A 23,939-nucleotide genomic window follows, 5' to 3' on the forward strand; every position below is an offset into this window, starting at 1 on the left:
TCACTCATCCACAACGGCTGACGAGCGGCGGCGGCGGCGACGGTTGATAGCAGGCTCCTCGGGTTCGCTGGGTTCGCTGGGTTCGCTGGGTTCGATCGGTTCATAGGATTCGATCGGCTCATAGGATTCGATCGGTTCATAGGATTCGATCGGCTCATAGGATTCGATCGGCTCATAGGATTCGATCGGCTCATAGGATTCGATCGGCTCATAGGATTCGCCCATCACATCGCTGGGTTCCTCCATTCGATCAAAACCATCAGTTTGGTCGATCGAACTCTCGCCGTAAATTTGGGCCTCATCATCCTCAGAAAAAACAGGCTCAACTACCGACCTTTCTGGATAATAATCCCGTTCCTCAGCATTCTGTGCAGGCGCCGTCGGTTCAAATTCAAATTCGAGTTGCTCGAAAGGCGGCTTGTTCGGGGCCGCTCCGGGGAGAGTCACCGAAACGATCGCATTCTTAGGATTTTTCACGCTGCGATCAGTAAGCACCAAAGGAGAAACCCCCATCAGTGCATAAACATCCTGCTCCTCCGCCGTCATTTCCACCGAAATCACCTCTGGAGGCTCCACCATCGGCTTCATCAACTCAGACTTAGCCGGACGCACGCGATCGAAATCCTCGCGCCTGCCCACAGTGGCCATATTCACCAGCCCGAAGCCCTCCGAAGCCGCCCGGATGCCGGGGGGTGCTAGATACTCAGAGCGCGTATCCGCGACGGGCGCGCTCTGAGTATTCGGCAGCCGCAACTTGCTGCGTACCGGTTCCTCCTCCGCCGGCAGAGCAAAAGGCTCTTCGCCAATCCGGCGGCGGCGGCGGCGTCTAGTTCCGTTCCCCAAATCCTGATAGCTGGGATGGTTGAGCAAGTCCAAAGGCGAGGCATTGCTGCCAGTCTCAAAATCCAAACTTTCGCTCTGACTCTGAGGTTCCCAAGCAGCCCGAGCAGGTTCGGGGGGGCGTTCTTCCCGCACCGGTGCAGGAGTTGCAGCCACCACAGGCGTCAAGCTGCGGCGTTCCAATCCTTCGGGCAAATTCAACAAAACGCGGTTCGACGTAGCAACGGTGCGATCGCCCGATTCCCGCACCGCTGCGGCGAAGTCTTCTTCCCCGGGCAAGTGCACCAGATGACCCAAGCCGCTGCAAGTAGGACAACTGTGGCCGAACAACTCGTAAATATTTTGACCTTGGCGCTTGCGGGTCAGTTCTACCAGCCCCAATTCCGACAGTTGAGCGATTTGCGGCCGAGCTTTGTCAGCTTTGAGAGCTTTATTGAAATGTTCCAGCACCTGCAACTGATCGCGGCGGGATTCCATGTCAATAAAGTCAACAATAATCACCCCGGCAATATTGCGTAACCGCAGTTGTCTAGCAATTTCCGTTGCTGCTTCGCAATTTGTCCAGAGTACAGTTTCGCGAGCCGTCGCCGATCGAGTAAACGAGCCAGAGTTGACATCGATCACCGTCAGCGCCTCAGTCGGCTCGATAATCACATAACCACCCGAAGGCAAATCAACCCTTGGTCTGAGGGCTTCTCGAATCGCAGCGTTAACCCGGAAAAATTCTAAAATCGAGGCGCGCTCTCGGTGGTGGTCGATCAAAACTCCCGCAGGAAGTTTACCGCCGTTCCAGCTCATCAACTGCTGCTTCACCCGCTTAATTCCATTTTGCGAGTCCACCACAATCCGATTCACGTCACCGCTGAACATATCTCGCAGCACCCGCTGGATAAAATCGTCATCCCGGTTGAGCAGTGCCGGCGCCCGCGAAGTACCGCCTTCGAGTTGAACGGCTTCCCATTGTTTTTGGAGGACTTCCAAATCTTCCATGATCGCTTCTTCGGTCATCCCTTCAGCCTCGGTGCGTACCAGCAGCCCCATCCCGGCCGGTTTCACCAAAATAGCCAGGGCTCTGAGGCGGTTGCGCTCGGCTTCCGACTTGATCCGCCGCGAGAGATTGACTCCCCTGCCGTAGGGCATCAGTACCAAATAGCGGCCCGGCAGGGTAATGTTGCCTGTTAGCCGGGGGCCTTTGCTGCCCGTCGGTTCTTTCATTACCTGTACCACCACTTTCTGCTGGGGGGTCAGGAGTTCTGTAATTGCTCCTGCCGAGCGTTTAAGGCGCAGCGGGCCGAGGTCTGTGACGTGCATAAACCCGTTACGTTCTGGATCGCCAATATTGACGAACGCCGCATCTATCCCAGGGAGTACATTTTCAACAATTCCCAAGTAAATGTCACTGACTTGATGGCTGCCTGTGGCTACCACAAGTTCTTGGATTTGATCTTCTGAAAAGACGGCAGCAATACGATGCTGCTCTGCTATAACTATCTGCTTGGTCATTCAATTTCCTCAAAAAACTGGCAGCAAGTTAGAGACACTTACGCACAAAAGTGTTTCTGACTTTGACTGTAATTAGTAGTAGCTTGAAGAGTTATGAGCTGTGAGTTGGTGCAGGGTGGAAGAAAATTTAACTGTTGACCGTTCACTGTTAACTGTTGACTGTTCACTGTTAACTGTTACAGATAAAGTAGTTAAACCCGCCCTTACAGAGTTATGAGTTATGCTCAGCAGATAAATCTGAGAGATTGAAATAAGGAGGCTTTTATCGAGTTAGCACTATTGAGATTTGAGTTGAGAATTGCGAAATCAATACTCAAAATTCAACACTTACAACTCTTCCTTTGAACTCAGCGAATAAATTCATTGACACCGTACCAATTTCTTAACACACAACTTAACACTACGAACTGATAACTCCGCTTGCGTGGTGGTAGAGGGCTGGTTTTGAGCGAAAGTAGGTAGGAGTGAAAGCGCCTAGATTTTTGTTGAATTCTTGTGCGATCGCACTCAACATACCCCAGCTTAGCATTCGACTGCAACCTCCGCCCCTGCCAACCCTAAAACCTCGTCAGTCGATTTTAGATTTTAGATTTTAGATTTTAGATTTACTCCACAGATGAATCTGGGAGATTGAAATTTAGTCTAAAATCTAAAATTTTGGTTCTCCACGAATTAAGTCGGGGGCTTATCTCCGTTTTTTGACGGGTCAGTCGATTTTAGATTTTAAATTTTAGATTTTAGATTTACTCCACAGATGAATCTGGGAGATTGAACTAGAGTCTAAAATCTAAAATTTTTGATTCTCCACGAATTAAGTCGGGGGCTTATTTCCGTTTTTTGACGGGTCAGTCGATTTTAGATTTTAAATTTTAGATTTTAGATTTTAGATTTACTCCACAGATAAACTTGGGAGATTGAACTAAAGTCTAAAATCTAAAATTTTTGGTTCTTCACGACTTAAGTCGGGGGCTTATCTGCGCTTTTTGACGGGTCAGTCGATTTTAGATTTTAGGTTTTAGATTTTTGATTTACTCCACAGATGAATCTGAGAGCTGGAACTTTAATCTAAAATCTAAAATTTTTGGTTCTTCACGACTTAAGTCGGGGGCTTATCTCCATTTTTTGACCCGCCAAAAACATTTATTGTTGAATACCCGCTCTGCGGTTTGAACCGTGAGATTTTTGAATAAGCCGACCACCGACAACCAGTCGATTGATCGAAATTAATCGCTAAATTTGGTTCAGACCCCGCTCCTGCGGGTTTGGCGCTAGATTTAGCCCGTGAATGTACAACAAAAAGGCTTGAAGTCTTGAACAGAAGCAAATTGCACCCAGCCCGCGTTGCTGGTTGACGAGGGCGGCGAGCGACTAAAGCGCTCGAGCCACCGCGGCTTCCATAACAAGCGATTATAGCGTGAAACGACACATCCCGATCGAGAGCCGAAGGTGAAATATTCCACCACGGCTTCCCTATTTTAACCATAACCCAGGATTAGCTGACTACGCTCAACCTGTAGAAGCTGAATTTCCTGCTGGCTGACTTGTTCGAGCATGAATACAATATGTTCTGGCTTGAGCAAGTTGCCATCGCTGCGACAACTGCCAGTAAAGCGCAAGACGGCTCTACCTTGGGATGTACCACCAGAGGCAGAGGTGCTGCTTTCTGGTTTCTGCTCTACAAGCTCTAGTTTGTGCAGTCGATCGCGCAAATTGACATCCTGCGTCTTTCCCGACTTAGTAGTATGCACCCGCCAAAAAGCTTCGGTTTCGATGATCGTCTTGACCCAAGCTTCCCAGTTGGCATCAGGAGCCACGGAGACAGGAGCAGAATTTTCCCGGTCTAATTCGCCATTTTCTGTCAACGAGCCCCCTACAGCCACAGTAATGACGTACTCCGCTGCTTCTAACAACTGGTTAGCAGAAGGAGCCTTGAGATCGACCGACTCAACCTTGTAAATCGGAATATTTTCTGGCAGCTTAGCGGCCAACTTTTCCCGAAAACTCTCGATATCGATCGACTCAGTGAGCTCAAAGTCGGCAATTTCCCCAGTGCTGGTAACACCCAGAGGCAGAGCATTTGCCAGAGAAATCCGAGGGTTCGGGTGAAACCCGCCGGTAAACGAAATCGGCAAATCGGCTCTGCGGACTACTCGATCAAACAATCGGATCAAATCCAAATGACCAACCAAAGCCATATCGCCCACCTTCCCGAACCAAACCCGCAAACGCTGTTTCCGCTCCGTATTCGGGACAAACTCCCCAGCAAACTCTGGAATTGGCAGCGCATCCACAACCACATTGTGTCCGAAATCGGTGCCGCAAACCCCGCAGCGCGAACACCCTTCAAAAGAACAGTCGGGAACAGTCGCTGCTTCTAAAGCCTTTTGCAAGTCAATTTTCAGCCAGTTTTTGTCGATTCCCGTATCTAAATGATCCCAAGGCAGGGCCTGATCGAGAGAGAGGGGGAGAGAGGGGGACGGCGAGAGGGGGAGAGTGGGGGAAGGGGAGAGGGGGAGATCCGGAAAATTGGAAAAATCTTCCTTCTCCCTTCTTCCGACGGACATCGGACTAACATCCGTTACATCCGTTACAGAATCCGTTGCCGAACTTCCTTCTTCCTTCTCAAACAGATTCCACTCGCCGCTTTCGACTTGGCGGTATTTCCAGGTAAGGCCCGACTCATCGATCGCCTGAGTCCAAGCTTTATAAGCCTGATCCAAGCTTTCCCACCACGCATCCATACCCGCGCCAAGTTCCCAAGCGCGGCGGACTACAGCAGCCAAACGTCGATCGCCCCGTCCGACAAAATCCTCCATTGCCGAAATCCGCACATCAGTGTAATTCACCTTGACGCCCCGCATCCCCCGAAATTCTCCCTTCAGGAGTTTTTGCTTGCGGGAAAACTCAGCAGTAGAAACCGAGTGCCACTGAAAAGGAGTGTGAGGCTTAGGCGTAAAATTAGAAATTGTCAAGTTAAAATTCAGTCCCCGCCTGCCATCTATCCTGCATTCCCGGTGCAGCCAGCGGACTGTTTCGGCGATGCCCAGAACATCAAAATCTGTTTCTCCGGGCAAACCGATCATAAAATACAACTTGATTTTATCCCAGCCGCGATCGACCGCAGTTTTGACACCCCTAAGCAATTCTTCGTTGGTCAAACCTTTGTTAACGATGTCGCGCATCCGCTGAGTACCAGCTTCCGGGGCAAAAGTCAAACCGCCTTGTCGCGTACCGCCGAGAATGTCGGCAATATTATCGTCAAATCTGTCAACGCGCTGGCTGGGTAGAGACAGAGAAATATTTTTATCTTTCAGGCGATTTTTGATTTCCATCCCGACTGCTGGGAGTGCCAGATAGTCGGAACAACTGAGGGAAAGCAGGGAAAACTCGCTGTGCCCGGTGGCTTGCATCCCCTGTTCGATCGCCTCTACGACTTGCTGCGGTTCGACATCGCGCGCGGGGCGAGTCAGCATTCCCGGCTGACAGAAACGACAGCCGCGAGTGCATCCCCGGCGGATTTCTACTGTCAGTCTGTCGTGTACTGTCTGGACGTAGGGAACCAGGCCGATCGAATAAGCTGGTATGGGAGTTGCCACGCGGCGCAGAATTCGTTCTGGAACTTGCGGGCGGTTGGGATGAACAGAACCGTCGGCCGCCATATCGTAGAATTGCGGGACGTAGACACCGGGAATTTGCGCTAAATCCAGCAGCAATGCTTCTCGGCTCAAATTATTTGTTTTGCCTTCTGCCAAAATCAAGCCAATTTCTGGCAGCAATTCTTCTCCATCTCCCAAAGCGATGAAGTCAAAAAAGTCCGCGTAGGGTTCGGGGTTAGAAGTTGCCGTTTGCCCGCCAGCAAAAATCAGCGGCATTTGACCGTTTTGGGGATTTGTCGCTCTTTCTTGCCAAGTTAGGGGAATGCCGGCTAAATCCAGCATTTCCAGAATGTTTGTTGCTCCGAGTTCGTAGCTGAGGCTGAAGCCCAGAATATCAAATTCTGTGAGCGATCGCCTCGATTCTACGGCAAACAGCGGAGTTTTGGTCGATCGCAGTTTTGCTGCCAAGTCAGGGGCGGGCAAATAAGCTCGATCGCACAACTGTCTCGGCCCTGCGTTCAAAATGTTGTAAAGGATGATGTGCCCCAGATTGGAAGCACCAACTTCATAAACTTCTGGGTAAGTGAGAACCCAGCGCACCAATGCCTCGTCCCAAGGCTTGTGCGTAGATCCCAATTCGTTTCCCAGATAACGAGCAGGCTGATTAATGTCTGCTGTAAGTAATTCTTCGACTTTTACTGCCACGGCTCGACTCGCTAAATATTTGCGACTCTTAAGCAGCCTACCTTAAAATCTGCCAACACGCCAACGACAGTCGTCTGTCTTTTCGGGCATTTAACCGAATTTGCTGTGTTTTGTTGCCTGTCCGCGTCCCCCAGGAGCCTCTCTCAGTGTTGTTTTACATCAGTGTTGTTTTACGCAGGAGTTTTGGGCATCAAAGCTATCGACATTTTCAAATATTTCAAAAACTCGATCGAGTTGGCTAAGTTCCAGAATCATCTTAATCCCAGGGGATACCGAGCAAAGACTAAACCTGCGCCCCATTTTTTTCGCCTGCTTGAGGCCAGAGACCAATGCCATCAAACCGGCACTGTCAATAAATTTTACTTCGCCCAAATCTACGAGTACCGCTACAACCCCGGGGGCTGCAATTGCTGTCATTAGTTGCCGTCCGAATTCTCCGCAGGTGGCTGCATTCAGGTAGTCTAGGGGTCGAATCACCGTAATTGGTTTATGGGCAAGAAGTGTCTGCATATGTCAAACCTATGATTGCTACGTATTTTCAACTACTGCGCTGGACGGATGTAAGCCTAAACCTACTTGATTACTCTGAGCCTAACTTAATCTGAGGCAAACTGACCAGTTGTTCTCAGTAGTTTTACTGAATCTTTATTTATTGCCTCTTTTTTATGAAGTTTTGCGTAAGATTTGGGGAGGAAACGTAAGCTACTATACTATTTTTTATTTAGGCCTGAAGGTTTAGTCTTGGTAACTCTAAAAATTGCGATCGAGTTTGTCCTAGCTGTTAGATAAAACTGATCCATGTAATTTAAATCACTTATTAGTTCTGATCTAGATCACCTGTTAGCTCGACACTTCAGAGGAAAATTAAACTGTACGGAGTTCTCCGACTTACTATGCAAGCAACTCATGCTATTCGTCAACTTGTAGAAAAAGCCCTCTACATTAAGCAGTTGACGCCTGACATTGAAAACGAAATCAACTACGAGCTCACCCGTTTGGGGTACATCTCGGATATTGATTATGAGGCTTTAGAGTTATTAATGGATGAAATGGATGCCGGCAGGGTGCAATTGGTATCTAGCCGTCGATAGTGGGAACCGGGCGACCTGTCCACATTCAAAAACCAAAAAATCCTTGCACGGCGGGCAATAGAGGAGTGTTAGAAGCATTTCCGCCGGCCCAATATTTTTCTAATGAAGCATCTCCTTGCTGAACTTGATATTGGAGGAGAGAGTGTTAGGGGCGATCGTCCCTGCACCTCTGATCAAAAGCTAAAAACTTTGACTTAAATTAAATCTATAACTTTTGGGGTATGACAAATTAGGTTAATTGTAATTAAAAGTCATGCTTAATGAAGCAGCTAATTGCTGAACTTGATATTTGAGGAGAGAGTGTTAAGGGCGATCGTCCCTGAACCTCATACAATTTTAGATTTTAGATTTTAGATTTTAGATTTTAGAAGTTGGACTACTGATGATTATCAGGGCTTGGAACTTGTCTACAGTTGCATTCCTTTTAGAAACTGCTATCAGTATCAAAAACTACACACTGTGACCTAAATTAAATTTATAACTTTTGGGACTTGACAAATTAGCTCTAAGTCTAATTTATAGTAAAAAAAGTCTTTCGCCAGGATGAGGACTAAGGGCAACTGTCACAAAGTAAAGCTTAAATTTTAAGTATGTAGTTGCGCTTGTACGCTATTTCCTAGGCTAGTAGCGCACAAGCGCAACTACATATTTTTGTTTAATCTGCCAGTTGCTCTTAGTCCTAAGAATTATCCGATCGCTCCAATGCAAGAAAATTGGTTTGTAGTCACGACCTCCGTCCTCAAAGTTTGCAAAAAACCCACTCAATCTAAAATCTAACCTCTAAAATTTTCGATCGCGCCGCCAAACTTGCCACCACCGCGACCAACTCAGCAGGCTCGATCGGCTTGGGCACGTAAATTTGAAAACCTTGCTGCAGTGCCCGTATGCGTTCCTCTACCCTACCAACCGCCGTGAACGCCAACGCCGGAATTTCCCTGTCCACCATCCGCGATCGCACTTGCCGCAGCAAAGCCTCTCCATCAGGGGCCTGCATCTCGATATCGATCGCCAACACATCCGGATTCAGCCTTTCCATCGCCTCCAGGGCCGCCATTCCAGAGCTAGCAATCTCCACCTGGGCCCCGCAATCTTCGAGCACTGTACAGGCAAAATCCAGGGAATCCGCGTCGATATCGACCACCAAGACTCGCACTCCAGAAAGATTGCTGCTGACAAAAGAGTCCTTTACAGGGGCTCGCGCCTTGCTTTGAGGAATCGCCAACTCCCCAAGTCCAGCAACAGACAATCCGGCGTCGCAATGAAGCTGTTGAATTGGCAATTTCACTAAAAACCTCGAGCCTTTTCCCTTCCCGGCTGATTCGGCTTGCACCGTCCCCCCGTGCATTTCCACAAAATGCCGCACTAGGGCCAAACCCAAACCCAATCCGTTGTACGATCGCCTTGTAGAGCTGTCAGCTTGGCTGAACCGCTCGAAAACGTGCGGCAAAAACTCTTCTGAAATCCCTTGCCCCGTGTCGCTGACTTCAATTTCGACACTAGCGGGCGACAATTTTTTACAGCAAGCGGATTCCTCACGGGCCAAAGTCCTCTCCATCTTTCGCACCTCCACCTTCACCTGTCCGCCATCGGGAGTAAACTTAATCGCATTCGACAGCAAATTCCACGCTACCTGCTGCAAACGACCGGAATCGGCAAAAATCCGCCCGGTAGTGGGGTCGAAATCCGTCACAATTTCAATATTTTTGGCTGCAATCGCGGGCGCCAGAGTATCGATCGCAGCCTCAACAGTCGAAATCACATCCACCCACCGCAAATTCAGCGACAGTTTGCCAGTAATAATCTGCGACACGTCCAGCAAATCCTCGATCAGAGTTGCCAGCGATCGTGTATTGCGGTCGATCGTTTCCAGAGCCCGAACAGTCGTTTTTTCGTCAAACTTGCGGTTTCGCAGCAGTTGCGCCCATCCCAGCATCGCATTCAGTGGCGTCCGCAATTCGTGGGACAAAGTTCCTAGAAACTCGTCTTTAATCCGGTTCGCGCGCGCCAATTCCTGGGCTCGATCGTGCAGTTCTCTTTCCAACTGCTTGCCAACCGTCAAGTCGAGAATAAAAGCCACAGATTCTTGCCGCTTTTGGGCCAGCAAAACATATCCGATCAACACCGGAATCCGGCTGCCGTCTCTCCTCCAGAATTCCTTTTCGTAGGGAGTGCAAGCCCCCGTTGCTTGTGCCTCTGCCATACCCTTCTTGTCGAGAGACTGGTACTCCGGCGGTGTGATGTCAATCGAATTTAATTCCCCGCGCTGCAACTGTTCCCGCGTGTAACCAACTATCCGCAAAAATTCATCATTGGCCTCGATGATGCCGCCGTTGACATCCCCGAAGATAATTCCTATTAAGTTAGCTTCGGCTAACATTCTCAGCTTTTCTTCGCTAGCTTGGAGTGCAGCTTCTGTTTGCTTGCGATCGGTAACATCTTGGATGTAACCCGACAAACCCGAATCGGAAGGATAAAAACGCATCTTCAACCACTTATTCCATAACGGTACGAATTCTTCATACTCAATTGTTACCTTTTCTGCTAATGCTTTGGTAGCCATTTTGTAAAACTGTAAATCAACTGCCCCGGGAAATATATCCCAAATTTTTTGACCAATCAGTTCTGCTTTTGGTCTGCCTAACAGCTCAATAGCTTGGTGGTTAACATAGGTATAGTTCCAATTTAAATCAACAGCGATAAAAGCATCGGTAATGCTTTCGAGTATGTTCGTAATTTTATCGTTTGCCAATTGCAGCGCTTTAGCAGTTTCTTCTGCTTGCAACCTCGCTGCTTGTTCGCGGGACAAAGCCGCAGCACGTTCTTGTTCGGCCAGTTTTCGATCGCTAATATCGATGTAAGAACCGATGTAACCTGCAAAAGTGCGATCGGGCCTGTACCGGGGTACGCCTGTACCCAAAACCCAGCGGTATTCCCCGTCATAACGCCTCAAACGGCATTCTATCTGGTACTCGCTGCCAGCGTCGAAGGCTTTTTGGTAAATATCCAGACATTCTGGCAAGTCATCTGGGTGCAAGTTTTCCATCCAACCCGTGCCCATTTCTTGTTCCAAAGTTCTACCGGTAAACTCCAGCCAAACTTTGTTAAAGTAATCGCCAAGTTGGTCAGTGCCGGACATCCAAATCATCACCGGCGCGGTATCTGCCATAATCCGAAATCGAGCCTCGCTTTCCTGCTGCTGTGCTTCGGCTTGCTTGCGATCGTTCCGTTCTTGAACTTCCCGCAGGGCCCGCTCAATCGACGGCACCAGCCGTATCAAACGGCGTTTGAGAACATAATCAGTAGCGCCGCTTTTCAAAGTTTCGATCGCCACTTCCTCGCCCAAAGTAGCCGAAACAAAAATAAACGGCACTCCCGGACAAGTAGTGTGGGCGATTTCCAGCGCAGCTATCCCGTTAAAACAAGGCAGCATATAATCTGCCAAAATAATGTCAAAACGTTGTTTTTCCAGCGCCGTGGCAAAGTCTTCTCTAGTTTCCACACACACCAGAGAAAATTGGAGCCCGCCATCCATTAGATATGCCTCAATCAGTTCGGCATCTAGGGGACTGTCTTCTACTAAGAGGATACTGAGCGTTTTCACAAAAATTCCTTTTACTTAAATATTAATTAGCTGACACAAAATTTGATCGGGCTGTGGCTGGTTCAGTGAAGCCCAAAAAAGTCTTGCGTTTTTAATGGCATAAAAAAATGTAAAAATCAATTGGTTTCATAAGTTGAGCATTCATATCTCAATCCTAGCTTCTAATCAAGTCTATTGCTGCTTGCAGCGAGGTAAATCCCCGCTCTGACTTGAGCGGCTAGTACGGTTGTTTTTCCTTAACTTTCGTCGGCTTCCAAGAAATCGGCATCGCTGGAGTCTTGCTTCTATGCAGCAGTTTAGCTATACCCTGTTAAACAAATAGTTTCGCGCTTCTGCCTAGAAACAACTAGCTATGTAGTAATTTATCTCGCTTCCTACTACCTACTGCTACCTCGTTTGGCAGATTATTTTTTTGTAGTGATGCCCAAGTTAATTCTATATTGCTTTGCCGCTCCTCTCAAGCTCGAATTCGGTTGAATTCTGCCCTTATTTCCTGAATATCAATCAATCCTGTCAAAAAAGTCAAAGTTGCTGGTCTGTCTGCTTTACTTTTTGCCGGATTTGCCGACCATGCAACAGTTGCATGGTCGGCAACTGTTGCTTTGTTTATCCCTGTCGCCCATCAAAAATCACCGATTTACACCAAGAAATAGTCGTACTGCATCTATCCAAAGATAGATTTTGGCAGAGACACGGCACTCAACCTGCAGAGGTTCCCCTGAATTCGGTACAACGAAGTGCCACCCAGCCGAAAATCTGAGAAAGCTCGATCGACCAATTAAATTCCTATACAGATCACAGAAAATTTTCTCTGGGCTCCCTACACTTGCACTCCCTGGCTGCCTCTGACCGATCGGCTTATTGATTGAACCAACCCAAAGTGTCTTAAAATATACAATACGGTGAGCTGCTGCACAGCCCGCATATATTAAAACCAAGCGCCAACTTGCAATAATTCTTTAAAATAGAGGTACAGCACCGGCGATCCCTAACTCTTCCCCCTCAGAAAGGGTAGGGTTTAGCAGAATTGAAAACCATCGTCTATGGTGACTTCCAGTAAAGCCCGTGCAGTTGCTTTAGTCTCAGCTTTATTCAGGTTATTGGCAACCAGTTACGAGGAGATTTGACCCGCCGTGCTCCAACGCATCAAACAAGACTTAAAAAACGACCTGATCGCAGGACTATTGGTAGTGATCCCCTTAGCTACCACCATCTGGCTGACAATTACCGTCGCCAGTTGGGTGATCAATTTTCTCACCAAAATTCCCAAGCAGATCAACCCTTTTGACGGGCTCCACCCGATTTTGGTGAATCTGCTAAATTTTTTAGTAGGGCTGGCTGTACCCCTGCTGAGCATCTTAGTCATCGGTTTAATGGCCCGCAACATTTTCGGCAAGTGGCTGCTAGACTTTGGCGAACGGGTGTTGCAGGCAATTCCCCTAGCGGGTTCGGTTTACAAAACCCTCAAACAACTGCTGGGAACCCTCCTCAACTCAAACGACAAATTTCGCCGCGTGGTGTTAGTGGAATATCCCCGGCGGGGAATCTGGACTTTAGCATTTGTGACCGGTACGATCGAGAGTAACGACATCCCACCTCACCTTTCCGGTGAAACCCCGATCGGCATTTTCATCCCCACCACTCCGAACCCCACTACCGGATGGTACGCTATCGTCCCCGAAGCAGATTTAGTCAATTTGTCAATGTCGATCGAAGATGCCTTTAAAGTGATCATCTCTGGGGGCATCGTCAACCCCAGCAACTCAGTTCCAGTAAGCCCCGAAAAAATCAAGGGCAAAACACTCGAACCCTTGGTATCCGAATCAAGATACCAGGCTGTCCCAGTCGAAGAAGAGTGAACCAAGACATCTTTAGTGGCCCGTAAGACAGTGTAAACTTTCCCCATCGCAGATAATATTTCGAGAAAACCAGCCCAAACCGAGAAAGCCTATACTCCGAAACCCGGTTTCGAGCATAAATCTTAGGTTTGACAGTGAAGTATCTGTAAACTACCCGCCGCTGGGGAGTCAGACGGCTGGTCTTGTACCGCTTTTAGTCGAGTTTTCTGCTAAAGTTCAAGTCCGCGCGCGATCGAAAAACTTCCTAAATTCTCAATTCCTATCTAAAAACTATGAAAAAAGCCCGCGAAACAGCACGCGAACTCGCACTCCTCGGCATCAGCCAACTGCCGGCGAATCCAGAACTCTTAGAAGCCAAGAAACTGCAAGATGTTCTCCTCGCCGCCATCCGTACCCTGACAACAGAAGTTCAAGAATCCTTAGAAGCAGCAGCATCCGAAGTGCAGCGGAGTAGCGACAAACTGCTTGCCAGCGAAATCCGCGCCGCCGATATACAAAGTGCTAGAGCAATGGTGCGGGAAGCAGTCGAACTCACCCAAACCGCAATCAACCGTCTCGGTTCAGCAATGGAGTTTCCAGAACTGATCCAGCTAGCCAACCAGCAAGATGTCCGCACCTATGCTTTGCAAATCCTGACCAAAGTCAGCGCCAACCGTGTTCAAATTGACGAATTGCTCTCGGAAGCCCTTGTAGACTGGCAAATAGAACGGTTGGCCCGGATCGATCGAGATATCATGAGAATCGCGATCGCCGAAATGCTATATCTCGGCTTACCCGAACAAGTCAGCGTCAACGAAGCCGTCCAACTCGCAAAACGCTACAGCGGCGACGAAGGACATCGCTTCATCAATGGAGTCCTCCGCCGAGTAGTCGATAAAATCAATGCAGAAGTTGTGAGTCCCTAGTCCTTAGTCCTCAGTCCTCCGGGTGCTTGGTGAGTACCTTACCCGGAGGGTGCACGCCGGGGCGCGAACCTTACCCAGAGTCATTAGCAATCCACAATCCGCAATTCGCAATCCGCTCTAAACTAAGGACTAATAACTATATTCCCAATTTCCTATGGTATTTAATTGGTTTCGTCGCCAGTACAGCGAAAGCAAATCTTCTGAAACAGAGGCAACCCCCGAACAGCCACAAGATGAGTCGGCAAAATCCGCACCGGTTGAGCCTCAAACAGATGCAACAGAGCAAGGCTCTCCTGCTGTAGCCGAAGATTATCTCAATTGGGCAAAAGCTGCTTACAAAAATATTCAAAAACAGCAAAAACCTGAAACAGAAGTTTCTGAGACAGCAGCGCCCGATGTTCCAGCAGCCGAAGCAGAAAGCGCAGCAGTTGCAGAACCTGCGACTATTGAAGCAACCGAGCCGATCGAACTTGAACCAGCACCCACAGCACCAACTGTTGCAGAAGTTCCAGAAGTTGCAGCACCAGCAACAGTTGAAGCAACCGAGGTTTCGGAACTTGATGCAGCCAAGCCAGCAGAAATTGCAGAAACTCTGCAACCCACACCCGGGGCGATCGACATTGCACCTATTGCTCAACAATTAGAAGTTACAGCAGAAAATATAGAAATTGCCGAACCTGCAACGGAGGTTGTAGAAACCGAATCACTCGCATCCGAGGGCGAAGCAGCCGAAGCCCTGCCGTTTTGGGCCAGAGCTCAGGCCGATCGCATGGAGCGCATCGAACGCCTCAAAGAAACAGCCCTGGAAGAACCAGAAGTAATTGCAGCCGCCGCCGAGAGAGCGGCAATTATCGAAGAAATTCCCGGTTTCGCCTTTGACGAAGGCTTCCTGTGGTCTTCAGAAATCTTAGCCAGTCAAGGCCGCCGGCCAGAACAAGTATCCGTCGAAGAAATCACTTGGCTGCAAAAACTGCGGAAAGGCTTAGAAAGAACTCGTCGCAGCTTAATTAATCGACTAAAGGCGATCGTCGGTCAAGGCCCGCTCAATCAAGACGCGGTAGCCGAAATTGAGACTTTACTGCTGCAAGCTGATGTCGGAGTCGCAGCCACCGACATCATTATCACTCGCCTCCAAGAAAGGCTCAAACAAGAAGTGCTGCCCCCAGAACAAGCTTTAGCCTACCTGAAAACCATCCTGCGCGACATTCTCGACGCTCCCTGTGCCGAAACCGCAGCCGGCAATCCCGCCTACAGCCTGACATTTGCCCCGGAAAAAGACACTTTTAACATCTGGTTAATCGTAGGAGTCAACGGTGCGGGCAAAACTACGACGATCGGCAAACTTGCCCATATTGCCCAAAAATCCGGCTACAAAACCCTAATTGCAGCCGCCGACACTTTCCGCGCCGCCGCCGTCGAACAGGTAAAAGTTTGGGGTTCCCGCAGCGGGGTCGAAATTATTGCCAACCCAGGGAAAAATACCGATCCGGCTGCTGTCGTGTTTGATGCGATCGCCGCCGCCAGCGCCCGAGGCACAGAACTGCTGATCGTAGACACCGCAGGCCGCCTGCAAAACAAAAAAAATCTGATGGACGAATTAAGTAAAATCCGTCGCATTGTAGATAAGAAAGCCCCAGGCGCTACCGTAGAATCTCTACTGGTCTTGGATGCCACACTGGGTCAAAATGGTTTGCGACAGGCAGAAGTGTTCGCAGAATCGGCCAAATTAAGCGGAGTAGTATTGACAAAACTCGACGGTTCTGCTAAAGGTGGTGTTGCCCTAGCTGTAGTGCAGCAGCTTGGTCTGCCAATCCGCTTTATTGGAGTCGGGGAAAGCATCGAAGACTTGCGTCCGTTTTCTAGTTACGAATTTGTCGAAGCCCTACTCGATTTTAGATTTTAGATTTTAGATTGATGAGGCATTTGCCAGCCGCCCCCATCTTTGGGAGGCGGACACAGATCTTCAAAATCTCAAATTATTAACCTCAAACTAGCATCGCAGGACTTGCGCCGATCGCCACGAGCGATCGAGTGAAAAATAAATATCTAGAAACAATACCTTCGTTCTGTTATTACTTGGTTGGGCTCAAACCGCGAGCCAAAGCAAGCGTGTCAAATTAAGCTCAAATGTAGTATCAGTCGGCTGTCTGATTGCACATTCTTCCCTATCCCCTGGCGCCCCCCTGATAGTCTGGTGGGACAGGAAATGGTCAAAGTCCCCCTTCTTCTTAAGGGGAGCCGCTGCGGTCTTGGGCCCCCTAAGTCGAGCAAGCAGGGTGGATTTATGGGGTATCTAGACTCAGCTATAAACGCAATTTCTTAAGAATTTTAGACTTAAGTTGATACCAATGTCCTACTGCACAACTTACTCGCTCAAACCAAACTACTTGCTCGAAAAAAAAACGGGTTTCTGTTCAAGTGGCCCGTAAGTCCTCAATCATTCCTCCTGCGTCTAAGATCGAAAATCACAAATTTAAAATGACTGCTGTGCCTTTGCCTCGCTCCTCACCTCAACCTGCGGACCGCCCTTCGGGTCGCAATTCCACCGACGCGACGCCAGTATTTGCCCTCAAAGAACTGGTGGCGCGTTTGCACCGATATCAGCACAACGTTCAAGATATGTTGGGTTCGCTGGGATTTGCCCTGCGAAGTTTTAACAATCTCAACCAATTTTTGGAGTTGGTGCCTTTGGTGGCGACTCGCGTTACGGACGCCGACGGGGGAGCTTTAGTGTTGTTCAAACCCAACGGTCAAGTCAGGTTCCAGCAGTTGCACTGTCAGGAAGGACGGCAGTGCCAAGATATGCGAAAAGCGCTGGAAATAGCCACCAGGCAAGCTACAGCAGGTGCGGGCGCTACTGCTGGATCGTTTTCGGAAACCTCTGGGCAAACTTCTAGTCTAGACCTGCAAGTCGGTCGTTATTTGGGCCCAGATGTTCATTTGTTTGGGGCGCCAATTTTAGTTAATAATTTGGAACGCGGGCGGCTTTATGTTTTTAGCAGTGACCCACAATATCTCTGGACTCCCAGCAGACAAAAATTAGTTCGGTTGGTGGCGGATCAAACCGCCGTGGCTATTTGCAAAGACGAACTTACTGTTAAGTTGGCGGAAAAAGACCGCTTAGACAGAGAGTTAGAAATCGGGGCGGAAATTCAATTGCGGCTGCAACCCCGCAGTTGTCCGAAAATTCCCGGTGTTGACGTGGCCGCCCGCTGCCAAACTGCTAGCAGAGTCGGCGGAGATTATTATGATTTTATTCCCGCTGACTATGACCCGATCGGCAAGGAGAATGAGGGGGAAAACCCCCCATCCCTAATTAAAAATCTCAAGTCCAAAATCGACAAAGGCCGCTGGAGCATTGTGATCGGCGACGTGATGGGCAAAGGAGTACCTGCTGGCCTGTTGATGACTATGACACGGGGTATGCTGCGGGCGGAGGTTTTGAACCGCCACTCGCCGTCGAGAATTTTGCAACATTTAAACCGGGTTATGCACGCGGATTTGGAAAATTCCCACCGTTTTGTGACTCTGTTTTATTCGGAGTACGACCCGAAAACTCGCGTTTTGTCTTACAGCAATGCTGCTCACCACCCGCCTTTGCTGTGGCAAGCTGCAACTAATACGATTCTTCAGCTCGATACTTTGGAGGGAATGTTAATTGGCCTGGATGCTGATTCGCATTACCAAGAAGCTCAAGTGCAATTGCAGCCAGGAGATACTATTATTTATTACACAGACGGATTTACCGATGCTGCTAATCAAAGGGGCGATCGCTTTGATGAGGATAACTTGACCTCGGCTTTTCAGTGGGCCTGTCAAAATTACCAGCAGTCTGAAGAGATTCTGGATTATTTGTTCGATCGCGTACACCAGTTTATAGGCATCGGCAATCGTAACGAAGATGACATGACACTGGTTGTACTGAGGGTCACACCTTTAGCAGGAGAAAATCACCATGATAGTTAATTTAATGCCGGAAATTACTGCTGGATTAACCAGTTCGATTAATTGGAACGATGTCACTCACTTGTTAGTTTTGAAATCTCATTTGAGTTCGACGGTGGTTTTGGCTCAAAGTTACGAAATTTTTACAAATTTCCAGAAAGCTTGGAACAATTTTGTTTCGACTGGTCAAATAGGAGCTTTTTTTATAGGTATTTTTGTGGGCTGGTTCTTTAAAGGGATTTTTCGTTAGAGTTATTGTCGAAGAAACTATCGGGAAGGGATGTAAGATTTAAAAAGTTGTTAGCCCAAGCTTCACTTCATTCTGATGGAGCAAAAGTTTCCCTATTTTGTAGTCCAGAATTCAGTTTTTTCGGTTCAAAAGATGTATAAAAAGTTTGTAGTCATGACTGGAGTTTTTTCTTGCCGAATTGGAAAGAAAGGACTAAAGTGCTGACTAAAAACCGGAGGAAAGACTAAAGTCTTTGCTAAAAACCGGTTTTTATAGACTTCTGCAAGAGAGATACAATCTAGTTTTAGCTTGAGCAATGACAACACAACAAAAAACTTGGAGTCAAAGATTTGAATCGGCGCTCCACCCGGCGATCGCCCGATTCAATGCTAGTATTGGCTTCGATATTGAATTGATTGAGTATGACTTGACTGGTTCTGTCGCTCACGCTAAAATGCTGGCCAAAACCGGGATTATTTCCGCAGCAGAAGGCGAACAGTTAGTCAATGGTTTGGAACAGATCCGCCGCGAATACCGCCAAGGACTTTTTGTTCCGGGAGTTGATGCAGAAGACGTTCACTTCGCTGTAGAGAAGCGACTGACGGATATCGTGGGGGATGCGGGGAAAAAGTTGCACACGGCCCGATCGCGCAACGATCAAGCCGGAACTGATACTCGCTTGTATTTGCGCGATCGCATCGCAGAAATTCGCGAGCAATTGCGGGAATTTCAAGGGGTTTTGCTCGATCTTGCCGATCGTAACGTGGAAACTTTAATTCCCGGTTACACTCATTTGCAGCGCGCTCAGCCGATCAGTTTGGCTCATTATCTGTTAGCTTATTTTGAAATGACCGATCGCGATTGGGAACGTCTCGGCGATATCTGCAAGCGGGTGAATGTTTCGCCTTTGGGTTGCGGCGCGCTGGCGGGGACGACTTTCCCGATCGACCGACATTATACGGCAGAACTATTGCAGTTTGACAAGGTTTATGCTAATAGCTTAGATGGAGTGAGCGATCGAGATTTTGCGATCGAATTTCTCGCCGCAGCCAGCTTGATTATGGTACACCTGAGCCGCTTGTCAGAAGAAATGATTTTGTGGTCTTCTCACGAATTTGGATTTATTACGCTCAAAGATAGCTGCGCTACTGGTTCTAGCATCATGCCCCAGAAAAAAAATCCCGACGTGCCGGAGTTGGTGCGGGGCAAAGCGGGGCGGGTGTTCGGTAACTTGCAAGCCTTGTTGGTAGTAGTGAAGGGACTTCCTTTGGCCTACAACAAAGATTTACAAGAAGATAAAGAGGCTTTGTTTGATACCGTAAGAACGGTACAGGGTTGCTTGGAAGCAATGACCATTTTGCTGCGGGAAGGAATCGCGTTTAACGGCGATCGCCTTGCTGCTGCAGTTACGGAAGACTTTTCTAACGCTACAGACGTAGCCGACTACTTGGCCGCCAAAGGCGTTCCCTTCCGGGAAGCTTACAACCTTGTCGGCAAAGTCGTCAAAACTTGCCTTTCGGGGGGCAAACTCCTCAAAGATTTGACACTTGAGGAGTGGAAAGACTTGCACCCAGCCTTTGAGACAGACATTTACAGCGCGATCGCACCTCAGCAAGTGGTGGCGGCTCGCAATAGTTACGGGGGTACCGGGTTTGAACAAGTGAGAAAATCACTTATCGCTGCGCGCGATCGACTCGCCTAAACATCGTTGAATTATTGGACAAATTCCGGCTGGCTATCTCTACGAAAGAACGATCGTGTTTTCCACTCTGGTTCTAAGTTCGGCAGATAGCCTCAGCAATTAATCTTCAGCAGCAGCCATGTCTTTGTCTCTGCCGCCGCTCATGGCGCCCATGCCACCGCCGTTGCCGCCGTCAAATCGTCTTCTCTTGTTGGAGAACATATCTTGATTTCTCCGCTTGCGAAACTTGCGAGCGTATGCTTGATTTCGTTGTGCCTTCTCTTTCTTGAGATTGCGGCGCTTAGCCATTCTGACCTCACTAATAAACATTGACAGTCCCCGGGCTTTCACGCCCGGGGATTCTTAAGGTTGACACTCCGTGCACTCTTGGTGACTGAGATTCTTGGTTCAGCGAAGTCACTTACTGGCGACAGGATTGCTCCCGCCAAAATATAGGTGTCTTCTCCCCAAGCGTAAATTCCGGTATGCCCTACCGTACTCGATCAGTTCTCTTTATGTAGTTAGGTTTTCTTCAAATTTAGCTTTCCTAAACCGCAACACCGTTAGGTGTGACTACGCACTCAACTAATCCAGTTAAGTTTTTACGTTGGCTAGTTATACTCAATTTTAGACCGATGACGATCATAGCACACACGGTACAAGACCCAGAAAAAAGAACACCGGGATTCAAGTCGCTGGGAATGCGGGCCCGATGGGAGGCAAGGTTTTCGCTCTTGCCGAGTATTTCTATAAACTATTGACAAAATGCAACAAATGACTATTTATCCCGGTGACATAGCTCCTGTCTTCAGCCTGCCCGACGCGCGAGGCAATGTCGTCAGCCTTGGAGATTTTCGAGGGCGGCGAGTTGTACTTTACTTTTATCCTCGGGACAATACCCCAGGCTGTACTAAAGAAGCTTGCGGCTTTCGCGATATTTACTTAGAGTACGAGTCGCGCAATATTTCAGTCTTGGGCGTCAGCACAGACGGGGCCGGATCCCACGCCAAGTTTGCAGCTAAATATCAACTGCCTTTTCCCTTGCTGTGCGACTCAAACGCCGAAGTTGCTACCGCCTACGGCTGTTACGGACTCAAAAAATTTATGGGAAAAGAATTTATGGGAATTACTCGATCGACTTTCGCGATCGACCCAGATGGTAGGATTGAAAAGGTTTATCGGAAAGTCAAACCAGAAACTCACGCGGCAGAGATCCTAGCAGACTTGCCAGAGCTCTGGCGTGAATGAAAAATTAAAAATTAAGACTCCGGAGCTGCAAGCTAGGAGGCCTGAAATTACTATCTCCTAAACAAGCTTTTGAGTTTATGCGTCGATTGTGGCAAATTTTACAAACTGTACTGGGGCTGATTTTTCGACATCCCGTCACTGGTACTGCGGTGATTCCCGTATTGCCTGACGGGCGAATTGTGTTAATTCGCCGCCGCGACAACGGTCGCTGGGCACTGCCGGGAGGTATGGTGGATTGGGGAGAGGATATTCCGACAACTGTGCGGCGGGAATTAGCAGAGGAAACAGGACTCGATTTAGTCAAAATCCGCCGCTTGGTGGGTGTTTATTCGGCTGCCGATCGAGACCCTCGCCTGCACTCGATTTGTATCGTGGTGGCAGCAGAGGTGCAGGGCAATATGCAAGTTCAGGATACGCTTGAAGTTAGCGAGGTTGAGGCTTTTTTGCCCGCATCGCTGCCGGAGGGCGCGCTCAGCCACGATAACGACCAACACTTACAGGACTATTTTCAAGGCCTGACAACTTTGGCGTAAATCGGCGGAGCATCCAAATTTGAGAAAAGTCGGAAATTACCTCGCCGTCAAAAATTGTCTGTGATGACTGTGGAATTAATTTTTAATGTTTTCCTACTTTTATTCACAATCTCTGAACATTAAATTAATCATCTTTTTATTACTAAATATTTAACCGGATGTACTCACTGCGACGCAATTCTCGGGTCAGACTCTCTGTAGGGCAAATCTTTTGGCACGAAGTCGGTCAAGGCCCTAATTTAGTATTTTTGCACGGTTCTTGGCACGACAGCAGTCAGTGGCTGAGGACGATCGAACATTTGAGCCCCTACTACCACTGCTTCGCACCGGATTTGCTGGGGTTTGGCGACTCGGAACGCCCGAATCTTCATTATTCGATCGACTTGGAAGTAGAATGTCTGGCTCAATACCTCGATACTTTGAAGCTGCGAGAGGTTTATTTAATCGCTCACTCTCTGGGTGGTTGGGTGGCAACCAGCTACGCTATCAAATATCCCGATCGAGTTCAGGGTTTGGTTTTGTTGGCCCCAGAAGGCGTCAAGGTTGGCAACCGGCGGGGGCGGTGGCAGACGGCTAGCTGGCTGATCGGCCAACCACCCCTCGGTTTTTGGTTGCTGCGATCGATCTATCCAATTGCTAAGTTACTGGGCAGTCAAAACAAGATTGACAGACTGCTAAAGTTCAGACAGCAGTTGATGCAGTCCCCTGTTGCCGTGGAGTTGCTGTTTCAGCGGCGGCGGGCTGAAATTACAGCGGAATTAGTTGATGAGAATTTGCCTTTGCTGAAAGCGCCTGTTTTGCTGTTACACGGTTCTGAAGATACTCCCGCAGCTTCGTCTCTGTGTCAATCCTATGCTGCTCTGGCTCCTAATGCCGAACTGCAATTGGTCAGTCCGGGTGAAAGCAATTTGCCGCAGGAAGTCCCGGATGTTGTTGCTAAGTATATTCGGGAATTTGCTAAGTGAATTGGTAATTGGTAATTGGTAAAAGTCAACAGTCAACATTCAACAGGCTAATTCCCCAAAAAATGGCTTCGGGTGCGTCAATTACTGCGGAAGCTGTATTGGGAAAGGCTGCGGTAAGGTATTTTAAAAGCATAGTGCGATCGCCCCCCGTGACCGCTATTTTGCTATCAGGAAACAAACACCGCCAATCTTCAATAAAATCCCTAACTCCTGCCACCGTCGTATACACAACTCCGCTTTGAATTGCCCCAGCAGTGTCTTTCGCCCAGCGGTGCGGCAGATGTTGTGGTAAACTGATTAAAGGTAATGCAGCAGTTTTTTTACCTAGCGACAATAACTGCAAACCCAAACCTGGTAAGATTGCGCCCCCAACTAAATACCTATTGACATCAGCCCCAGTAAATGTTAAAGCTGTACCAGCATCTATAAGTAAAACTGGCCAACCCAATTGGTTGCCAGCGCCCAGTACAGCCAAAGCTCTGTCAATTCCCAGGGTAGGATAGAGTCCCCCGATCGGCAACTGGTCTAAAGTAATAATTCGGACATCAGGATAACTCTGCCAAATTGCTGTTTGCTGGGTAACTACTGAAGCCAATATTAGAGGCAGCGGCACTAAAGAAAGTGTGTGAGGATTAGAAAAAGCGGTAGTAGCAGGAAGACAAAGGAGATTTTGAGAAGATATTTCCTCGATCGACATCATTACTGTTTGCACCAAATATTCTGCCTTTTCCTGCTCCGAGAGCGGGGAAACAGTATCAGCATTGAGATGCTCTGTATCCCATGTTTTCTCCAGGGTTTTGCCCACAAATAATCCCCAGTGCAGCCGGGAATTGCCGATCGCCAAAGCTATTTTAATCTGGTCTTTACCTATTAATCCAGATATAAGGTTGTCGGTTCTTGGTGGCGAAGGAAAATTGTCGGGAATTGAGTTTTCCATGTCGATCGAGCGCGCGCAAACATTGAACTAAAGATAGATTTTATATTAATTTTATTCGGTTAAGCGGGCGGTTAACTCTATTTGACATCTGACCAAGTTCCATGCCACGCGCCAATTAGTATTGTGGGCGACAGAGGGCATACTTGCTAAATATAAATATTTGTAAAGCAAATAATTGCTTTGCTCAGGCTGCATCCTTTATAATGTCTTAAGATATTCCAAAAGTCCTGGTAGCTGCGATGGGGCTGTTGGCGGGGTAAGCATAGGTTTAAAAAACCGACTCAATCAAAATACTGTACAA

General features: G+C 48.3%; 18 protein-coding genes. 10 read left to right on the forward strand and 8 right to left on the reverse strand.

All coding sequences use genetic code 11. The features are described 5' to 3' along the window. From QUA57_RS00485 to QUA57_RS00500, 4 genes are all read right to left on the reverse strand, one after another. On the reverse strand, positions 1-2,343 hold the full coding sequence (locus tag QUA57_RS00485) for an Rne/Rng family ribonuclease (RefSeq protein WP_333058875.1): 2,343 nt from the start codon (positions 2,341-2,343) through the stop codon (positions 1-3). A 400-nt stretch (positions 2,344-2,743) separates the two neighbouring features. Continuing rightward, positions 2,744-2,872, reverse strand: coding sequence for a hypothetical protein (locus QUA57_RS00490; protein ID WP_333058876.1), 129 nt, complete (start codon positions 2,870-2,872; stop codon positions 2,744-2,746). A gap of 946 nt (positions 2,873-3,818) precedes the next feature. Then, entirely contained in the window at positions 3,819-6,644 is a 2,826-nt protein-coding gene (locus QUA57_RS00495; protein WP_333058878.1) for a TIGR03960 family B12-binding radical SAM protein, read from the reverse strand. Between the two features lie 159 nt (positions 6,645-6,803). Next, entirely contained in the window at positions 6,804-7,154 is a 351-nt protein-coding gene (locus QUA57_RS00500; protein WP_333037243.1) for an STAS domain-containing protein, read from the reverse strand. A 383-nt stretch (positions 7,155-7,537) separates the two neighbouring features. Between QUA57_RS00500 and QUA57_RS00505 the strand changes: the two genes are divergently transcribed. Then, complete coding sequence (locus QUA57_RS00505; protein ID WP_015176637.1) at positions 7,538-7,735, forward strand: hypothetical protein; 198 nt, start codon at positions 7,538-7,540, stop codon at positions 7,733-7,735. A 766-nt stretch (positions 7,736-8,501) separates the two neighbouring features. Here the strand turns inward: QUA57_RS00505 and QUA57_RS00510 are convergent. Beyond that, on the reverse strand, positions 8,502-11,336 hold the full coding sequence (locus QUA57_RS00510; protein WP_333058879.1) for a PAS domain S-box protein: 2,835 nt from the start codon (positions 11,334-11,336) through the stop codon (positions 8,502-8,504). A 1,133-nt stretch (positions 11,337-12,469) separates the two neighbouring features. On the opposite strand from QUA57_RS00510, the gene QUA57_RS00515 reads away from it, so the two are divergent. From QUA57_RS00515 to argH, 6 genes are all read left to right on the forward strand, one after another. Next, positions 12,470-13,195: a DUF502 domain-containing protein gene (locus QUA57_RS00515; protein WP_333037245.1), complete on the forward strand. Its 726-nt coding sequence runs from the start codon at positions 12,470-12,472 to the stop codon at positions 13,193-13,195. Positions 13,196-13,467: 272 nt separating this feature from the next. Continuing rightward, entirely contained in the window at positions 13,468-14,100 is a 633-nt protein-coding gene (gene nusB / locus QUA57_RS00520) for a transcription antitermination factor NusB (protein WP_333058881.1), read from the forward strand. Positions 14,101-14,254: 154 nt separating this feature from the next. Then, positions 14,255-16,003, forward strand: a complete 1,749-nt coding sequence (gene ftsY / locus QUA57_RS00525) for a signal recognition particle-docking protein FtsY (protein ID WP_333058882.1) — start codon at positions 14,255-14,257, stop codon at positions 16,001-16,003. A gap of 575 nt (positions 16,004-16,578) precedes the next feature. Next, on the forward strand, positions 16,579-18,066 hold the full coding sequence (locus QUA57_RS00530; protein ID WP_333037248.1) for a PP2C family protein-serine/threonine phosphatase: 1,488 nt from the start codon (positions 16,579-16,581) through the stop codon (positions 18,064-18,066). Then, positions 18,056-18,295: a hypothetical protein gene (locus QUA57_RS00535; protein WP_333058883.1), complete on the forward strand. Its 240-nt coding sequence runs from the start codon at positions 18,056-18,058 to the stop codon at positions 18,293-18,295. Before QUA57_RS00530 ends, QUA57_RS00535 begins: the two co-directional genes overlap by 11 nt. Positions 18,296-18,590: 295 nt before the next feature. Further along, on the forward strand, positions 18,591-19,976 hold the full coding sequence (gene argH / locus QUA57_RS00540; RefSeq protein ID WP_333058884.1) for an argininosuccinate lyase: 1,386 nt from the start codon (positions 18,591-18,593) through the stop codon (positions 19,974-19,976). A 99-nt stretch (positions 19,977-20,075) separates the two neighbouring features. On the opposite strand, the gene QUA57_RS00545 is transcribed toward argH, so the two are convergent. Next, complete coding sequence (locus tag QUA57_RS00545; protein ID WP_006632360.1) at positions 20,076-20,264, reverse strand: hypothetical protein; 189 nt, start codon at positions 20,262-20,264, stop codon at positions 20,076-20,078. 465 nt (positions 20,265-20,729) lie between these two features. Between QUA57_RS00545 and bcp the strand changes: the two genes are divergently transcribed. From bcp to QUA57_RS00560, 3 genes are all read left to right on the forward strand, one after another. Further along, on the forward strand, positions 20,730-21,203 hold the full coding sequence (gene bcp / locus QUA57_RS00550; RefSeq protein ID WP_333058952.1) for a thioredoxin-dependent thiol peroxidase: 474 nt from the start codon (positions 20,730-20,732) through the stop codon (positions 21,201-21,203). Between the two features lie 77 nt (positions 21,204-21,280). After that, entirely contained in the window at positions 21,281-21,736 is a 456-nt protein-coding gene (locus QUA57_RS00555; RefSeq protein ID WP_333058885.1) for an NUDIX hydrolase, read from the forward strand. Between the two features lie 158 nt (positions 21,737-21,894). Continuing rightward, the gene (locus QUA57_RS00560) at positions 21,895-22,701 is read left to right on the forward strand and encodes an alpha/beta hydrolase (RefSeq protein ID WP_333058886.1); all 807 of its coding nucleotides are present in this window, start codon (positions 21,895-21,897) and stop codon (positions 22,699-22,701) included. A gap of 25 nt (positions 22,702-22,726) precedes the next feature. On the opposite strand, the gene QUA57_RS00565 is transcribed toward QUA57_RS00560, so the two are convergent. Both QUA57_RS00565 and QUA57_RS00570 read right to left on the reverse strand, forming a co-directional pair. Continuing rightward, positions 22,727-23,638, reverse strand: a complete 912-nt coding sequence (locus QUA57_RS00565) for a pantothenate kinase (protein ID WP_333058887.1) — start codon at positions 23,636-23,638, stop codon at positions 22,727-22,729. A 51-nt stretch (positions 23,639-23,689) separates the two neighbouring features. Next, positions 23,690-23,833 carry a hypothetical protein gene (locus tag QUA57_RS00570; RefSeq protein ID WP_333037255.1) on the reverse strand — a complete coding sequence of 48 codons (144 nt, stop codon included), beginning with the start codon at positions 23,831-23,833 and terminating at the stop codon, positions 23,690-23,692. Between the last annotated feature and the right edge of the window lie 106 nt (positions 23,834-23,939).

The sequence above is a fragment of the Microcoleus sp. Pol7_B2 genome, assembly GCF_036701035.1.
Lineage (GTDB): Bacteria > Cyanobacteriota > Cyanobacteriia > Cyanobacteriales > Microcoleaceae > Microcoleus.

Bases quoted from the DNA above. Each gene is read 5' to 3' on its own strand.
- QUA57_RS00485 (WP_333058875.1), bottom strand. From the start codon at position 2,343: ATGACCAAGCAGATAGTTATAGCAGAGCAGCATCGTATTGCTGCCGTC.
- QUA57_RS00490 (WP_333058876.1), bottom strand. From the start codon at position 2,872: ATGCTAAGCTGGGGTATGTTGAGTGCGATCGCACAAGAATTCAACAAA.
- QUA57_RS00500 (WP_333037243.1), bottom strand. From the start codon at position 7,154: ATGCAGACACTTCTTGCCCATAAACCAATTACGGTGATTCGACCCCTA.
- QUA57_RS00505 (WP_015176637.1), top strand. From the start codon at position 7,538: ATGCAAGCAACTCATGCTATTCGTCAACTTGTAGAAAAAGCCCTCTAC.
- nusB (WP_333058881.1), top strand. From the start codon at position 13,468: ATGAAAAAAGCCCGCGAAACAGCACGCGAACTCGCACTCCTCGGCATC.
- ftsY (WP_333058882.1), top strand. From the start codon at position 14,255: ATGGTATTTAATTGGTTTCGTCGCCAGTACAGCGAAAGCAAATCTTCT.
- QUA57_RS00530 (WP_333037248.1), top strand. From the start codon at position 16,579: ATGACTGCTGTGCCTTTGCCTCGCTCCTCACCTCAACCTGCGGACCGC.
- QUA57_RS00535 (WP_333058883.1), top strand. From the start codon at position 18,056: ATGATAGTTAATTTAATGCCGGAAATTACTGCTGGATTAACCAGTTCG.
- argH (WP_333058884.1), top strand. From the start codon at position 18,591: ATGACAACACAACAAAAAACTTGGAGTCAAAGATTTGAATCGGCGCTC.
- QUA57_RS00545 (WP_006632360.1), bottom strand. From the start codon at position 20,264: ATGGCTAAGCGCCGCAATCTCAAGAAAGAGAAGGCACAACGAAATCAA.
- bcp (WP_333058952.1), top strand. From the start codon at position 20,730: ATGACTATTTATCCCGGTGACATAGCTCCTGTCTTCAGCCTGCCCGAC.
- QUA57_RS00555 (WP_333058885.1), top strand. From the start codon at position 21,281: ATGCGTCGATTGTGGCAAATTTTACAAACTGTACTGGGGCTGATTTTT.
- QUA57_RS00560 (WP_333058886.1), top strand. From the start codon at position 21,895: ATGTACTCACTGCGACGCAATTCTCGGGTCAGACTCTCTGTAGGGCAA.
- QUA57_RS00565 (WP_333058887.1), bottom strand. From the start codon at position 23,638: ATGGAAAACTCAATTCCCGACAATTTTCCTTCGCCACCAAGAACCGAC.
- QUA57_RS00570 (WP_333037255.1), bottom strand. From the start codon at position 23,833: ATGCAGCCTGAGCAAAGCAATTATTTGCTTTACAAATATTTATATTTA.